This is a genomic window from Vallitalea sp., from assembly GCF_025211055.1.
GTDB lineage: Bacteria > Bacillota > Clostridia > Lachnospirales > Vallitaleaceae > Vallitalea.
Window position 1 is genome coordinate 12,286 of sequence record NZ_JAOARO010000036.1, and the last position, 16,526, is coordinate 28,811.

At 29.4% G+C, this 16,526-nt stretch carries 19 protein-coding genes; 17 read left to right on the top strand and 2 right to left on the bottom strand.

Going from position 1 to position 16,526, the window contains the following annotated elements:
• The first annotated feature begins 9 nt into the window (after positions 1-9).
• The 15 genes from N4A55_RS04940 to N4A55_RS05010 all read left to right on the top strand — a co-directional run bounded on the left by N4A55_RS04940 (position 10) and on the right by N4A55_RS05010 (position 11,070).
• Positions 10-261, top strand: a complete 252-nt coding sequence (locus N4A55_RS04940) for a hypothetical protein (RefSeq protein WP_293754394.1) — start codon at positions 10-12, stop codon at positions 259-261.
• Positions 262-376: 115 nt separating this feature from the next.
• A complete protein-coding gene (locus N4A55_RS04945; RefSeq protein WP_293754395.1) occupies positions 377-1,000 on the top strand; it encodes a hypothetical protein in 624 nt (207 codons plus the stop codon).
• Positions 1,001-1,321: 321 nt separating this feature from the next.
• Entirely contained in the window at positions 1,322-1,465 is a 144-nt protein-coding gene (locus tag N4A55_RS04950; RefSeq protein ID WP_293754396.1) for a hypothetical protein, read from the top strand.
• Positions 1,446-2,036, top strand: a complete 591-nt coding sequence (locus tag N4A55_RS04955; RefSeq protein ID WP_293754397.1) for a class I SAM-dependent DNA methyltransferase — start codon at positions 1,446-1,448, stop codon at positions 2,034-2,036. Before N4A55_RS04950 ends, N4A55_RS04955 begins: the two co-directional genes overlap by 20 nt.
• A 48-nt stretch (positions 2,037-2,084) precedes the next feature.
• The gene (locus N4A55_RS04960; RefSeq protein WP_293754398.1) at positions 2,085-2,780 is read left to right on the top strand and encodes a flavodoxin family protein; all 696 of its coding nucleotides are present in this window, start codon (positions 2,085-2,087) and stop codon (positions 2,778-2,780) included.
• A gap of 60 nt (positions 2,781-2,840) precedes the next feature.
• Positions 2,841-3,185 (top strand): DUF4177 domain-containing protein, encoded by a 345-nt coding sequence (locus N4A55_RS04965; RefSeq protein WP_293754399.1) that lies wholly within the window; start codon positions 2,841-2,843, stop codon positions 3,183-3,185.
• Between the two features lie 43 nt (positions 3,186-3,228).
• Complete coding sequence (locus N4A55_RS04970; RefSeq protein WP_293754400.1) at positions 3,229-3,378, top strand: hypothetical protein; 150 nt, start codon at positions 3,229-3,231, stop codon at positions 3,376-3,378.
• Positions 3,379-3,451: 73 nt separating this feature from the next.
• Positions 3,452-4,156 carry a serine hydrolase domain-containing protein gene (locus N4A55_RS04975; RefSeq protein ID WP_293754413.1) on the top strand — a complete coding sequence of 235 codons (705 nt, stop codon included), beginning with the start codon at positions 3,452-3,454 and terminating at the stop codon, positions 4,154-4,156.
• A 62-nt stretch (positions 4,157-4,218) separates the two neighbouring features.
• The gene (locus N4A55_RS04980) at positions 4,219-4,986 is read left to right on the top strand and encodes an IclR family transcriptional regulator (protein ID WP_293754401.1); all 768 of its coding nucleotides are present in this window, start codon (positions 4,219-4,221) and stop codon (positions 4,984-4,986) included.
• A 241-nt stretch (positions 4,987-5,227) separates the two neighbouring features.
• The gene (gene kduI / locus N4A55_RS04985; RefSeq protein ID WP_293754402.1) at positions 5,228-6,070 is read left to right on the top strand and encodes a 5-dehydro-4-deoxy-D-glucuronate isomerase; all 843 of its coding nucleotides are present in this window, start codon (positions 5,228-5,230) and stop codon (positions 6,068-6,070) included.
• Positions 6,071-6,119: 49 nt separating this feature from the next.
• The gene (kduD, locus tag N4A55_RS04990) at positions 6,120-6,878 is read left to right on the top strand and encodes a 2-dehydro-3-deoxy-D-gluconate 5-dehydrogenase KduD (protein ID WP_293754403.1); all 759 of its coding nucleotides are present in this window, start codon (positions 6,120-6,122) and stop codon (positions 6,876-6,878) included.
• A gap of 196 nt (positions 6,879-7,074) precedes the next feature.
• The gene (locus N4A55_RS04995; protein WP_293754404.1) at positions 7,075-8,556 is read left to right on the top strand and encodes an NADP-dependent glyceraldehyde-3-phosphate dehydrogenase; all 1,482 of its coding nucleotides are present in this window, start codon (positions 7,075-7,077) and stop codon (positions 8,554-8,556) included.
• Between the two features lie 140 nt (positions 8,557-8,696).
• Positions 8,697-9,386 carry a TetR/AcrR family transcriptional regulator gene (locus N4A55_RS05000; RefSeq protein ID WP_293754405.1) on the top strand — a complete coding sequence of 230 codons (690 nt, stop codon included), beginning with the start codon at positions 8,697-8,699 and terminating at the stop codon, positions 9,384-9,386.
• Complete coding sequence (locus tag N4A55_RS05005) at positions 9,387-10,277, top strand: ABC transporter ATP-binding protein (RefSeq protein ID WP_293754406.1); 891 nt, start codon at positions 9,387-9,389, stop codon at positions 10,275-10,277.
• Positions 10,270-11,070 (top strand): ABC transporter permease subunit, encoded by an 801-nt coding sequence (locus tag N4A55_RS05010; RefSeq protein ID WP_293754407.1) that lies wholly within the window; start codon positions 10,270-10,272, stop codon positions 11,068-11,070. Before N4A55_RS05005 ends, N4A55_RS05010 begins: the two co-directional genes overlap by 8 nt.
• A gap of 448 nt (positions 11,071-11,518) precedes the next feature.
• On the opposite strand, the gene N4A55_RS05015 is transcribed toward N4A55_RS05010, so the two are convergent.
• Positions 11,519-13,171, bottom strand: a complete 1,653-nt coding sequence (locus N4A55_RS05015; protein WP_293754408.1) for a DEAD/DEAH box helicase — start codon at positions 13,169-13,171, stop codon at positions 11,519-11,521.
• 258 nt (positions 13,172-13,429) lie between these two features.
• Between N4A55_RS05015 and N4A55_RS05020 the strand changes: the two genes are divergently transcribed.
• Together N4A55_RS05020 and N4A55_RS05025 are read left to right on the top strand one after the other, a co-directional pair.
• On the top strand, positions 13,430-14,104 hold the full coding sequence (locus N4A55_RS05020) for a LiaF transmembrane domain-containing protein (RefSeq protein ID WP_293754409.1): 675 nt from the start codon (positions 13,430-13,432) through the stop codon (positions 14,102-14,104).
• A 237-nt stretch (positions 14,105-14,341) separates the two neighbouring features.
• On the top strand, positions 14,342-14,983 hold the full coding sequence (locus N4A55_RS05025; RefSeq protein ID WP_293754410.1) for a TVP38/TMEM64 family protein: 642 nt from the start codon (positions 14,342-14,344) through the stop codon (positions 14,981-14,983).
• Positions 14,984-15,103: 120 nt separating this feature from the next.
• Here the strand turns inward: N4A55_RS05025 and N4A55_RS05030 are convergent, their stop codons facing one another.
• Positions 15,104-15,913 carry a stalk domain-containing protein gene (locus tag N4A55_RS05030; RefSeq protein ID WP_293754411.1) on the bottom strand — a complete coding sequence of 270 codons (810 nt, stop codon included), beginning with the start codon at positions 15,911-15,913 and terminating at the stop codon, positions 15,104-15,106.
• Positions 15,914-16,526: the final 613 nt, after the last annotated feature.

Here is a 16,526-nt window from a genome sequence, read left to right on the forward strand (position 1 = left end):
AACATGTTAATGAAGAAAGATTTTCTGATTTTATTACATATGAGAATAGTATTAATTTTGTTTTTGGGAGATTGTATTTATGGTGGCATGTACAAAGGTGTATATGGTTATACAAGGGAAAAACTATTTCCAATGATAGATGAAATTTTTGATTGTGATGCAGATCATTATATTGTATCTCATGAGAATATATTTGATAAAGAGGGTATAACAGATTTATTAAATCAACTAAAAACAGCAGGAGAAGTAGTAGGGAAATGAAGATGAAATCTTTTATATGAAATGTTTTGCAGATGTAAACGGAGTGATGGTGAAACAATAGTCATATAGTAGTAATATAGTCATTTCAATGAAAGAATAAAATGGGAGTATGAAGATGATTAGAAATGCACCAATATGGGTTAATGAATTGTTAGTTGACAGTCTAAGAATAATTATAGGATTGTTAATTGTAATAAATATTATTTTTATTATTGTCCTTGTGAGGTATATTATTAAAGGTATTTATTATAAGCATAAAAAACAAGGAAAACATAATGAATATTATAGTAGGAAAAAGATATTTTTATATTCTGGTTTAATCATAGTAACAGCTATAATTATAAGTGTTTTCTACTTACCAAGACAAGTATTACCTAATGATGATTATAGTATTTACAGCATGAATCTACATAAGATTTATCCTATAGAACAAAATCAGTATAACATTAAAGAACTAAGTAAATTAGAAGAATTAGAGAGAATTTTAAAAGATTATAAATGCAAAAGAAGTTTGTTTGGTACAAGTTGTGTACAACATATGAAAGACTCAAAACCCATATGTTTCAGTCTTATATTGTATAATCAAAATGAAAGAGAAACTTTAGTTGTTAATTTTATAATTGAAAAAGATAGGCAAAGAGTATATACGTCAGCTAATATTGATTTTGTATATGATATTGAAAATAAAGATGGTATGTTAGCTGATAAAATTTATCGTTTTTTCGAAGAGAATTATTAAGTTATAAAAATAGTAAGCTTAAATATATTAGTTTTACAGTGTTTAATTAGTAAGTAAATTACATATAAATGGAGATTAGAATTTAATGATGATTGGCTGGATGTGAGAATATTTTCCATGATTAATAAGCTGTTGTTAAGCAAAGACAGTACAAGTCAATTTGTTATATCAGTATTGGACCAATCTATATTAGTAGCTTTTTTAGAAAATGATAAAATTGATGATCTTAATAAAATATCCAAATATATTTTTCGAACAATATAACTTTAATTAAAAAATGTATTAATTATAAAACAATGGGTTGTATATGGGGTAGATAATTTGAAGAGAAGAACGTTAACGATTCTTGTAATTTCATTTATTGCATTAGCAATCATATGGTTCCTATTATCAGGTAGAATTATAGGGAATAATTATTATAATAATGACTATAGAGAGGTACATCATGGAAATCAAGAACAATAAAGAGTATTTTAATAATCAGTATAAACAGTGGATTAATACTGTAGATGAAACCAAGTTAAGAATTATGAAGAAATCAATAGAGTTATTGAATATAGGTGATAATCATAAGATTCTAGATGTTGCTTCTGGAATAGGCGTATTATATCCGTTATTAATGGATATTCCTGTTAAAGATTATATGGCAATTGATATCTCTGAAAAAATGCTTGAAGAGTTTGCAAAAAGATATAGTAATGTTAAAATGAAACTATATAATTTTGAAGAGCCTATAAAACTAGATGAAAAATTTGATTACATAATAATTTTCAATAGTATTCCACATTTTGAAAATCTTAATGGAGTATTTCTAAATGCAAAAAATAATCTGAAACATGGTGGTAAGTTAGCAATTATTCATACTAGAACACGATTAGGAATAAGCGAACATCACAAAAAGATTGGCTATTCACTAGGTAGAGATGCTATACCAAAAGATAGGACATTAAAAACACTTTGTACTGAGTACAGGTTTGAAATTGATAAGATACTAGATGATGAATTCTTCTTTTTCAGCTGTACTAAAATAAAGTGATGAAACTATATTTTTAACTAAATAATCTTAATAATGAGGTGACTGAAAATGAATGTGACTGTAGTATATGGGACAGAGAGAAAAGGTTGTACATATAATATCGCTCAGGAAGTAATAAAACAGATTGAAGACGCAAATGTAACTGAGATTTTTCTTCCTAGAGATTTGCCAGAGTTTTGTATATCTTGTTTAAGATGTTTCAGTGAAGAAAAAGGCACATGCACACATAGCAATTATACTAATCCAATTCGTCAAAAGTTATTATCAACAGATTTAATCATTTTGACTTCACCAGTTTACTCATATCATGTAACAGGTCAGATGAAAGTTTTTCTGGATCATTTTGCTAATATGTGGATTGTCCATCGTCCCGAAAAGAATATGTTTCATAAACAAGGTTTAGTTATAGCTACTGGAAGTGGACCTGTTTATAATCACAGTCTGAAAGAAATGAAAGATAGTCTGGATTTTTGGGGAGTTGCTAAAACTTATAAGATGGGATTTGCTGTTTATGAAACAAGGTGGAAGTGCGTATCGGTAAAAATAAAAAACAAAATTACTAAGAAAGCAAAAAAGGTAGCTAAAAAAATTCAAAAAAATAATGGTAAAGTTAAGCCTTGCTTCAGAGTACGTAAATGGTTTTTCGTTAGTAAAATGATGCAAAAGTACATAGGTTCTAATCCACCAGATGTTGAATATTGGAGAGAACAAGGATGGTTAGGTAGAGAGCGACCATGGAGGTAATTATAGTTGAAAAATGAAAGGGGTTTACAATTATGAATAACACATTAAATGATTTTTTTAATGGTTTTGAATGATGAGGATAAGGAGATCTATTCAGAAATAGCAAACTTTGCATATGAACTAGGTTATAAACCCAAAAGAGCAAGAACTAAAGATATTAACTATGTTAGACTAGCAAACATTAACTTTTGGAAGATAAATATAGAAGGGATGATAATAATGTATGATTATAAATTTATAAGAATAGACATCTCTAAGTGGAACAATAACCCAAAAGAAGATTACAGAGAAATAATTAGAAGAGAAGCCAGAGATGGGTGGGAGCTTGTACAGATATTTGCCCCATCACTAGCTGCTGCAGGATTTAGTAAGTATTTTGAGATAATATTGAAAAGAAAAATGTAATACTAGAAACGTAATTATAGGGATAAGAAGGGATTTAGTTATTATGAAGAATACAACAATATCAAAGGTTCTAGACGAATTAATATCAAAGGGTGATTTTTCAGGTGTAGTTTCAATTAAAAAGCAAGGTAAAATTATCTATGAAAAAGCAAGTGGATATGCAGATCGTAGTAACAGAGTAAATTCAATATAGAAACAAAGTTTGGAATTGCATCAGGAACAAAATTATTCACAGCATTAGCTATAGGTAAATTAATAGAGGTAAGATATCTATGGAAACAAAGATTTGTGACATTATTGATTATAATTTTGAGCTTTATTTAAAAGATATTACTATTAGACAATTATTAACTCATACATCCGGTATACCAGATTATTACGATGAAGACAAAATTGATGATTTTGATAATTTTTATGTGGATATACCTTGGTATCATTTAAAAGAGCCAAAAGATTATTTTCCTATTTTCCCTAAAGAAGAGATGAAATTTTTACCAGGAAAATCATTTGCTTATTGTAATGGTGGTTTTGTGTTACTAGCAGCAATTGTAGCTGAAATATCAAAAATGACATATAAAGATTTTGTTGAACAGGAAATATTTACAGCTGTTGGGATGAATAACTCAGGATTCTATGCAATGAACAGATTACCTGAAAATACAGCAATTGGTTATGTTAAAGATGATATGGGTTGGCGTACAAATATATATAATCTACCTATAGTCGGTGGTGGTGATGGTGGTACATTTACTACTATTGGTGATTTATATATACTATGGGAAGCATTATTAAGCAATAAAATTCTATCAAAGGATTTAGTTGATTCATATATTAAACCTTATGTTAAAGCTGAATCAGAAGGCAAAGATACATATTACGACCATGGAATCTGGGTTTATGAAGAAAAAGGAAAGCCTATAGAAGAATACATTGTCTTTTACTTGCTTTGCATACTATACTATTTACACTAATATCTAAATTTGCTATAATACAAGGAAACATAACTATATTAGAGTTAATGTAGGAGGATATTATGCAAAAAAGTACATTGCAAACAGTAGATAGAGCACTAACTATATTAGAGATATTATCTCAAGAAGTTAATGGCTTGACAGCAAAAGAGATAGAAAATAAGATTGAACTTAATAAAAGTACAATCCACAGATTACTTACGACACTTCTAAACAAAGGTTTTATTGAAAAAAATGAACAAACCAATAGATATATAATTGGTCTTAAGATGGTAGAGCTTAGCAGTATAAGATTAAATAATATTGAACTTAAAACTGAAGCTCTTCCATATCTTAGAGAAATGTCTTATAAACTTAACCAACCTGTTCAACTAGCAACTTATCTAGATGGAGATGCAGTTTTCATTGAAAAAATTGAACCAATACACTCTATAAGAATGTACTCACAAATTGGTAAAAGAATACCTATCTATTGTTCATCAGTAGGTAAAGCATTACTGTTACAATGGAGTAATGAAAAAATATTGAAATTATTAGAGGATACTGAATTTACTAGTTTTACTCCTACTACATTATTAAATCCTGAAAAAGTCATAAAAGAGATAGAACAAGCTAGGGTAGAAGGCTTTGCTATAGATAATCAAGAGCATGAAGTAGGGATTTATTGTATTGCTTCACCTATATATGACTATAGAGGAGAAATAATTGCAGCGGTAAGTACTGCAGGAACAAATAAAGAGTTCCTAGAAAATAAAGATGCTGAAATAATTCGTGAAGTTAAAAATACTGCTGAAAAAATTTCTAAACGTATGGGGTATAGAGCTAATTAGATTTAAATAAGAGTATTTGTTTGCACTATTTTTGTATTATTTTTCAAATTTAAATAGAGATTTTTATTAAGATTAAGAAGCAGGAGCTTCTTTTAAAATTACCCATTAATAGTTTCACATAATGAAACTTGGTATTATTAAATGAAATATAGTTGACATTACTTGGTGTCAATGATAAAATATATATATAGTGAAAACAAGTTTCATATAGTGAAACTGATATAGAAAGGATGAATATATAATGGAAATAAGACAACCATCAAATTCAAGAGATGCTAAGCATTATACTACAGATAGACTTAGAGAAGAATTCTTAATTGAAGAATTATTCGTTACAGGAAAAATTAAACGTGTTTATAGTCACATAGATAGAATTATAACTATGGGTATCTGCCCAGGGGATAAGGCTATCACTTTAGATGAAAACTTGGACGTATGGAAGAACTTAGGAACTAATTCTTTCTTAGAAAGAAGAGAATTAGGAGTTATAAATATAGGTGGAAAAGGTCAAATCACTGTTGACGGAGAAGTATACAAATTAAATGAGCGTGACGGACTATATGTAGGTATGGGAGCTAAAGAAGTTTTATTCACTAGCGATGACCCAAAAAATCCTGCTAAATTCTATAGCTTAAGTGCACCAGCTCATAAAACATACAAAAATGTACATATTGACATTACTAATGCAAAACAAGTTAACTTAGGTTCAGACGAATCTTGTAACAAGAGAACTATATATCAATACATTCATCCTGAAGTAATGGAAAGCTGTCAATTATCAATGGGTCTTACTAAGATGGCTCCAGGAAACGTATGGAATACAATGCCGGCACATACTCATGAAAGAAGAATGGAAGTATATGTATACTTTGACATTCCAGAAGATTCAGTAGTATTCCATTACATGGGCGAACCAACTGAAACAAGACATATCGTTATGAAGAATGAACAAGCTGTCATTTCACCAAGCTGGTCAATCCATTCAGGTTGTGGAACAAGTTCCTATACTTTCATTTGGGGTATGGTTGGAGAAAACAAAGCTTTTGATGATATGGATCACTTAAAAATTACTGACTTAAAATAATTGGTAGAATAGATATTCCTAGAAAACACAATATTAGGAGGTAAATAAAATGGCAAATAAATTTACATTAGAAGGAAAAGTGGCTATAGTTACAGGTTGTAGTACTGGTCTTGGTCAAGGAATGACATTAGGACTTGCAGAAGCAGGAGCAGACATTGTTGGTGTTGATTATGTTGACGCACCTGAAACACAAGAAAAAGTAGAAGCATTAGGAAGAAAATACTTAGGAATAAAAGCTAACTTACTTACAACAGAGCCTATTCAAGGTATCGTAGATCAGACTGTAGAAAAATTTGGTAGAGTAGATATTCTTATAAATAATGCAGGTATCATTCGTAGAGAAGATTCTATTAACTTTACAGAAAAAGATTGGGATGACGTTATGAACATTAACGTGAAAACAGTATTTTTCTTCAGTCAAGCAGTAGCAAAACAATTCATGAAACAAAAATCAGGCGGAAAAATCATTAATATTGCATCAATGCTTTCATTCCAAGGAGGTATCAGAGTTCCTTCTTATACAGCAAGTAAAAGTGGTGTAATGGGTATTACTAGATTATTAGCTAATGAATGGGCAAAAGAGAATATTAATATTAATGCAATCGCACCAGGTTACATGGATACTAATAATACTGCTGCTTTAAAAGCAGACCCAGTTAGAAGTAAAGCAATACTTGATAGAATACCTGCAAATAGATGGGGATTACCAGCAGATTTAGCTGGTCCTGTAGTATTCTTAGCTTCAGAAGCAGGAAGTTATGTAAATGGTTATACATTAGCTGTTGATGGTGGATGGTTAGCTAGATAAGACATATACTACATAGTTATAATAAATATAAAAATTATTAATACTTCAAAAAAAGCTTATTCTATAACAGGATAAGCTTTTTGTTTATCATTCACAAGAAAATAATATTTACAATTCTTCTTATTAAAGTGCATATTACACATTATAAAAGAAAATAATACTACCAAGCAAATAATGAAAGTTGTGAGGTGTAATTATGTTTGAAGACATAAAAGATAATAATATCTATAAAAATCTATATGATGGACAATGGATCAGTTCTGCTTCCAATAATTTTATAACCATTAATTCTCCTATTAATGAAGAAGAAGTTGGAAAGATTCAAGCTATGACAGGAGAAGAAGTAGATAAAGTAGTTTCAAAGGCTCAGAGTTCTTTTGGTGTATGGGCAGATAAACCAGTTAGTGAGAGAGCTGATATCATTCATAAATCAGCAGCAATACTAGAAGAAAATTCAGAGGAAATAGCAAATATATTAACTAAAGAAATAGCGAAGGATATAAAGAGTGCAAGATCTGAAGTTATTAGGACCGTTGATTTTATAAGATTTACAGCTGATGAAGGTAAAAGAATACAAGGAGAAACTCTACAAGGTGATGGTTTTCATGGATTTTCAAAAGACAAATTGGCTTTTGTTACAAGAGAACCAGTAGGAGTAGTCCTAGCAATATCACCTTTTAATTACCCAGTCAATCTTTCAGCATCAAAGATAGCACCAGCATTAATGGCAGGGAATAGTGTGGTTTTTAAACCTCCCACTCAAGGTTCTATTAGTGCGTTATATCTAGCAAAGGTATTTCAAGCAGCTGGTTTGCCTAATGGTGTACTTAACACAATAACAGGTAAAGGCTCTGAAATAGGAGATTATATAATAAAACACAAGGAGATTGACTTAATTAATTTCACTGGCAGCAGTGAAGTTGGTAGACATATATCAGAAGTGACATCTATGGTACCAAGTATTATGGAATTAGGAGGAAAGGATGCAGCAATAGTACTAGAGGATGCTGATCTAGAACATGCGGCTAATAATATAGTAAAAGGAGCTTTCAGTTACTCAGGGCAAAGATGTACAGCATTAAAAAGAGTTCTTGTATTAGAAAGCATTGCAGATCGACTAGTAGATCTTATAACTGAATATGTATCACAATTAAAAGTAGGAAATCCTTTTGATGATGTAACGATAACACCACTAATCAACAATAAGGCGGCTGATTTTGTTCAAGGTTTAATTGATGATGCTATAGATAAAGGTGCAACATTGAAAATAGGTAACAAGAGAGAAGGAAATCTATTATATCCAACTGTATTTGATAATGTCACAACTGATATGAGAATTGCATGGGAAGAACCTTTTGGACCAGTACTTCCTATAATTAGAGTAAAAAATATTGATGAAGCTGTTGACATAGCCAATGCATCTGAATATGGATTGCAATCTTCAATATTCACTAATGATATAGATGATGCTTTTCATATCGCAAGGTTATTGGAAGTGGGTACAGTTCAAATAAATAATAAAACAGAAAGAGGACCTGATCATTTCCCATTCTTGGGAGTAAAATCATCAGGTATGGGTACACAAGGTATCAGGTATAGTATTGAGGCAATGAGTAGACCAAAAGCAATTGTTGTAAATCTTAGAGAAAGAAGCGATAAAGTAGGACAGGTTAAATAATAGAGTTTGGAATGTGAGGGCTATTAACAATTATTAATTATAGCCCTTTTTTCTATATAATCCTTTGCAAAAGACTTAAAAAAATGTAAAATAAAAATTATACAGACCGACAGTCGGTTTGTTTTTGTAAGGAGGTTCATATGGATTTAAAACAGAATATAATAAGAACGGCATATAAACTATTTGCTGAGAAAGGTTATGAAAAGACAACTGTATCAGAGATAATTGAGTCAGTAGGAAGTTCTAAAGGCGGATTTTATCATCATTTCAAATCAAAAGATGAAGTTCTTCAAGCAATAACCATTAATTATATTAAAGATTTAGTCAGATATTATGAAAAGATGCAAGAAAAAAATGTAGAATCCACAATTGAATTATTAAATAATGTTTTTATTACTATCAATAAATGTAAAGAAAGCAAGATAGAAGAATGGCCAGAGATTGGCAAGATATATTCTTTTAAAGGAAACAACACTATTTTGAGAAAGATGGCAGAAGAATTTGAAATAGTTACAACAGAACTTTACAAAAAATTAATCATACAAGGCAATGAAGAGGGTATATTCAATGTAAAATATCCAGAGTATTTAGCAGGATTATGGACTAGAGAATTAATAAGGATTTATGGTATTATACCTCAGATTATTATGTCAAAGGATGAGCAGAAATATGTTGAGTTCACAGAATTACTTGAGTTCAGTGAAGAATTAATAAATGGTGCATTAGATTTTGATAGAAATAAGATTAAGATAAAAGAGGAAGCATTGTCATACGTAAAATATTGCAGAGATCAACTAAGTAAACATGATAATTATAAGGGAGGTAGTTGAATGATAGAAGTTAAGAATCTCACACAGATCTATAAGAGTGGAAAAGGTGTCTTTGATTTGAACTTCACAATTAAGGAAGGAGAAGTTTTTGGCTATATTGGTCCTAATGGTGCTGGAAAAACAACAACCATAAGAAACCTGCTTGGATTCGCCAATCCAACAAAAGGCAGTGCAGTAATTAATGGAATCAATTGTCGAAAAGAAGCGGCAAAACTTCAAAATACTATTGGTTATCTTCCAGGAGAGATTACTTTCTTTGAGAATATGAAAGGTATGGAATTCCTTAGGTTCATGTGTGAAATGCGTCATACCAAGGATTTATCAAGACGTGATGAGCTTATAGAGCTATTTGAATTAGATACAAAAGGTAAAATAAAAAAGATGTCAAAAGGTATGAAACAGAAATTAGGGATAGTGACAGCATTTATGCATGACCCATCAATATATATATTAGATGAACCAACAAGTGGATTAGACCCTCTAATGCAGAATTTATTTATGAATCTATTGGATAGAGAAAAAGAAAGAGGTAAAACAATAATGATGTCTTCACATATTTTTGAGGAAGTTCAAAGAGTTTGTGATAGAGCAGGCATCATAAAAGATGGTAGAATTGTTGCTGTTGAAGATGTTCAATCTCTTAATGCTATGAAACAGGAAACTTTTATAATTAGATTATCTAACAAAAATGATGTAAGTGAGCTTATGAATAATAAACTGGATGTCAAAAAAATAACCGATAAAAAGGTTAAAATTACAGTAAATAACAATTACAAGGAGTTCTTCAAGATTTTATCTGATTGTAGTGTGATTGGATTAGAAGCTGAGCAACAATCACTAGAAAATGTATTTATGAAATACTATGGGAAGGATGGTGTTACTCATGAATAAGACATTGTTCAAAGCAACATTCAAGGCAAATTGGGGTATAGGATTATTTTTTACACTTTTCATACTTATGTATGTAACAATAAGTATAGTTATGTTCGATCCTGATAGTGCAGAAACTATAGAAAGTATGCTGGCATTGATGCCTGAGGGAATGTTAAAAGCCTTTGGATTTGATAATCTAGGTACAGATTTAACTGGTTATCTTGCACATTATCTTTATGGTTTTATTTTTCTAGTATTTCCAATGATATATACAATAATCATAGGGAATAAATTGATTGCAAAACATGTTGATAATGGATCAATGGCTTATATATTAACAACACCTAATACTCGTATTAGAATAGCTGTAACTCAAGCTGTTTATCTGGTAAGTAGTATAGCTGCCATTTTCATAATAAATGTAGGTATAGGTATTGCTATTAGTGAATCCATGTTCGGAGGACATCTTGATATAGGTAAATTCATTGTTCTAAATTTAGTGACTTATCTAGCCACAATGGTTGTTAGTGGTATAGTATTCTTATTCTCATGTTTATTCAATGAATCAAGAAATGCTCTTGCCTTTGGAGGGGGAATAGCAGCTTCATTCTTGATATTTCGGATGCTCATGGGAATAAGTGAAGATATATCATGGTTAAAATATTTTACTATTTATTCATTTGTAGATATTGAAGAAATCTTAAGCAGTTCAACCTATGCTGCTATGGCAAGTTTGATTTTGTTAGGTATAAGCGGTATACTTTACTTTGCAGCGATAATTATTTTTGACCGTAGAAGTCTATCAATATAAAAATAGCAAAAATTAGAGGGGCTGTAGGATAATATATTATTTACAGCCCCATCTTAATTAGGATAATAAATTATTGACACATATTAAAAACTATAGCATATTAATAAATAACAGGTATAACAGACTATCAATTCCAATAATAATTACATTCATATACAGTTTTTTGATAAGATTAGTTATAGGTATAGCTTCTATAAGTTATGGAACAACGTTAATGATAAGTATTTTATTAAGCATACAAACAATAATCATCGGATTAAGCTTTTCTAACATAATAATGTCATTTTGTATTCATTTATTATGGTTATTCAGAATACTAGGTGGATTTTATAAGAAAAAGAAATAACTATTAACATTAATACCATAATATACAGGCAGACCTCTGTTCAAGCAATATATAATATGTTACTTAAACAGAGGTCTGAAATTTTAACTATACAATTAAAATTTATCTTCTTCTTTTTCTTGTGTTGGCTAATTCCATTGTAATATTTTTACCACGGATTCTTGATTGATTCATTTTATCAATAACTTGATTAGCGTATTTTTCTGGTATTTCCACAAAAGTATATTTATCATACATATCAATTGAACCAATGGAGGAACCTTTTATCTTTGTTTCACCTGCTATAGCACCAACTATATCTCTAACACCTATTTTATGGTTCTTTCCAATATTGACATATAATCTTGACATACCTTTTTCTCTTTTATTACCATAGCGTTTGGATTTGTTATTTCCTCTATCATTTCTATCATTATTGTATGGTTGTCTTCTACTGATTTCATAAGACAGATTCATGTTATTTTCTTCTTTTAATTCAAGATTAGACATGAGTAGTGCTGCGGCTATCTTATCAGAAGTATAACCTTTATCGTTAAGTTTGTTTATGATGTTTTCGTATTGTTCCAAATCAGAAGTATTGTCAATAGTAGAAGCTAGTGATTCCATATAGTTATCTATCTTTACAGCATTAACTTTGTTGATTGATGGAATTTTTTTTCTAGGAATATCTTTTTTAATATATCTAATTATATTTGATATTCTCCTAGTTTCTGTTTTGGAAACCAAAGTATAAGAAGTACCTTTTTTACCTGCTCTACCTGTACGACCAATTCTATGGACATAATATTCTTCATTATCTGGCACGTCATAATTAACAACCGCTTCAACATTTTGAATATCAAGGCCTCTTGCAGCAACGTCAGTAGCAACAAGTATATTAATAATACCTTTATTGAATTTGTTTAGTACGCTAAGTCTTACTACTTGATTCATGTCTCCATGTATTTTATCACATGCGTAACCATTGTCTTGTAATAAGTCTGTTACCTCATCAACCTTCTTTTTGGTATTACAGAATATTAATGATAGTTTTGGATGGTACACATCTATCAATCGTCTTAGAACTTCTAATTTATGATGTTCAAGAACATGATAATATCTTTGGTCGATAGTATCAGTTGTCAATTCTTTTCTTGTAATCTTAATAAGCTTAGGCTTCTTTTGGTAATTATGAGTAATATCTAAGATACTTTTTGGCATAGTTGCTGAAAAAAGTATTGTCTGGAGATTTTCATTAGATATTTTACTTAGTATAGTCTCAATATCTTCTCTAAATCCCATATTAAGCATTTCATCAGCTTCATCCAGTATAATTGAATTAACATGGTCAAGTTTGATGGTTTTTCTATTCATATGATCCATAAGTCTTCCAGGAGTACCAATGATTATTTGAACACCTTTTTTTAGAACAGAAATCTGTCTATAGATAGGTTCGCCACCATAAACAGGAAATGATTTTATATTATGCATGTATCTTGTTAGCTTCTTGAACTCATTACATACTTGAACAGCTAACTCTCTTGTAGGGCATAGGACTAATACTTGTGGCTTTTTAATAGATGGATCCACTTTTTCTAATATTGGAATTGCAAATGCTGCCGTTTTACCTGTACCTGTTTGGGATTGTCCAATAATATCACTGCCTGATAATATTTGTGGAATTGATTTCTGCTGTATTTCTGTTGCTTCTTCAAATCCCATATCAGATATAGCTTTTAGAATATTATCAGATATATTTAATTCGTTGAAATTCATTATATTATCTCATCCTTAATTTTATTTGTGTTTTATCTTCTATAACTAAATCATTATAGTTGTTAATTGTGAAAAAATCAAGCATAATTTAATATATCTCTATTTTAACCAATTAATTCTTTTATTACTTATAAGTATATGTTAAAATATATTCAAAAGAGTATTAACATATTATTTATTAATAGTTTATTTTGACAAATACAGAGTTGTTGAAAATAACATTCTTACATATTAAATATTGTTAAAGGAGGACGCCATATGAAAAAAAGAAATCTCTTAGGGATATTGATAATTGCAATTGGTGTTGTAATTCTATTAGGTAGATTAGATATAGTTGATAGTGATAATATTTTTGGTATTTATTGGCCGCTTATATTAATTGTTATTGGTTTTGTAAATTTATTTGATAAATATGGTTCAAAAACATTAGCTTATGTATTGATAATTGTTGGTGTTTTTTTTCAACTAAAAGAACTGGATCTAGAAATCCTAGAAGGTATTAATATAAGTGAATTTATATTCCCAGTAGTTGTTATTATAGTTGGTGCTTGGTTAATAATTCCTAAAAAAAAACATAGCAATAAAAGAGTATACTCTGATAATATATTAGACACTTTTTGTTTGTTTTCAGGAAGTGATATAATTAATGATTCAATTGATTTTCAGGGAGGTAATTTAGGTGCTGTTTTTGGTGGCATTGATGTTGATCTAAGAAATGCTAACATTACTGAGAATGAACCAATAATTATTGATGCATTTGTTGCATTTGGTGGTATTGATATAAAAGTACCAATGGATTGGAAAGTTGAAATAAAAGGAGTTCCTCTTTTTGGTGGATGGGGTAATAAAACAAAAAGAGAGATGGTTAATACAAACAAAGTGCTCATAGTTAAATGTTTTATTTTGTTTGGTGGACTTGACGTTAAATACTAATCAATTAATAAGAGAGATATCTAATGTAAGTGTAGAATCTCTCTTTAATTGTATTATTACAATAACTTTTTTTGATATAAAAATTTTTTGATGCAAAAAATATAGATTTATAATAATTTAAGATTTTTTTTAATATATTTTAATAAGATTTTAATATTAATAAATTATACTAGACATGTTGGATATAATAATAATATGTTGAAATTATAGATAAACGAAGAGAAAGGATGTGGGATTATGATTGAATGGTTTAAAGAGTTAATGACACTTGGCTATTGGACAGACATGCTTAATCAAATAAGTTCTATGGGAATGTTTGCCGGTGTTGGATTAGCAATGATTGAAGCTTTTTTCCCACCATTACCTTTAATATTATTTGTAACGATTAATATTATGGCCTTTGGTTTTTGGACTGGTTATTTATATTCATGGTTAGGTTCATGCATTGGCTCAATTATTGTATTCTTGGTAATAAAGAAATTTGGACAAAAAAGATTCCAACAAAAGATTGCTAAAAACGAAAAAATCTATAATATTTTTCATTGGATTAAGGATAAGGGATTTACTCCAATATTCTTCTTACTAACATTTCCTTTTACACCTTCTATTGTTGTTTGTGGTTTAGCAGCTTTAGCAGGCATTAAAAACAGAGAATATTTTAGTGCATTAGTTCTTGGTAAGCTTATAATGATATTTTCTCTAAGTTTCATTGGATTTAATATAAGAGCATTTGTAGAGCAACCTCTAAAATCAATTATACTAATATCAATAACATTTGCCATATCTTTAATTGGTAAAAAAATTATCAAACTATTTGAAAAAAAGCACGAAAAAAAGACACCTACCAAGAATAAAAAATTACCAGCAAAAGCTGCATGAAAAGAATTTGATTAATAATAGAAAGAAATACCCTAAAGGTAAGTAGATATTCTACTTTTTAGGGTATTTCTTATTATAAGAAGGGGGTATTATACTAATTAAGTAAAATATTTAATTTGCCTAAGCATAAAAGTAATGATTTTTGATTTGCATAACAAATTTACGGTTATTTATTATCCAAAAATTTGAAGATTTTGCTGGATTAAGGAAGTATAATGAATTACCAATATTATTGGAACCATTTAGTGCTGCGATAGCGGCATTTATACTTTCTTGAGTAGGGGTGTTGTATATGTTTCCGTCTGCAACGGGTGTAAATTGAATACCGTATTTGTTATCAAAAACAACTGATTTTATTGTACTTGGAAATTCTGAACTTTTTTTTCGATTAATGATTACGTTAGCTACTGCTAATTTTCCAGCGTATGGTTCGCCAGCTGCTTCAGCTTCTACAATTCTAGATAACCAATATAAATCCTCTGAGCTATATTTGTTTATAGGAGGGGTATATCCATTGTTACTAATATATACGGAGCTGTTAGCCCATTTCACGTCATATCCTAATGTTTCAGATATAAATCTTACAGGTACGAAAGTTCGTCCTCTAACTAAATTTATTGGTGCATCAATTTTATATCCTTTACCGTTTACAATTACATATCTAGAACCTATGGGTAGTTTAATTATTTTTTGATTAAATACCAATGTAGCTGTCTTGGATGAATAGTCCCATTTGATTGATGTAGCATTAAGAGCTTCTCCAATGAATCTAATTGGTACAAAGGTACGTTGATTTTGAATATAAGGATTAACGTCAGGAGTTAAAACATTTCCATTAACGTAAATAGGTATTACTTGAGAAGCAAATGCTTTGCTGGAAAAACTAAAAGTCAAAATTAACGAAATCATTAAAAGCAATATTCTTTTCATCTAATCACCTCAACAACAAGTCTAACATATGTATTGTCCAATCTCAATATGGAATTAATGGAAGAGATGTAAAATTCTAAAATTTAGAATAATTACTGTAAAATTTTATATAATACAGATTGTTAGGTATACATATTGTAATAACTTATATATTGTAGGGGGATGGTACTAAGGATATGTACTGTATTAAATAAGTTTATTATAGCTTAATTAAAATATTAATAACATAAATTCTTAGTATAAATGATAGGTTTATGTTTAAAATAAAATAACTGATAGAAAAAATAATAATGATATTTAGCAGTTATTGGAAGTTTTATTTCCTTATATATATAGTGAATTTTACACTTAGTAAACCATATGTCATAAAAAAAGATTTAAAAAATGTCGAATAAAGCCTTGACTTTATTATATATAAATGATATAATTCTTTTCGCTGAAGAAAACAAAACAGCAAGTAACAAATTAGGATAGAACCTTGAAAACTGAACAGTGAAACAACCAAAAACTTAGTAATAAGTTTTACCCAAGAAAATTCCTTAGTAAATTAATGGATAAAGACGATAGTCTATAAAATATAAGCCAGAGCAATCTGGTCAAGATGAAACTTATA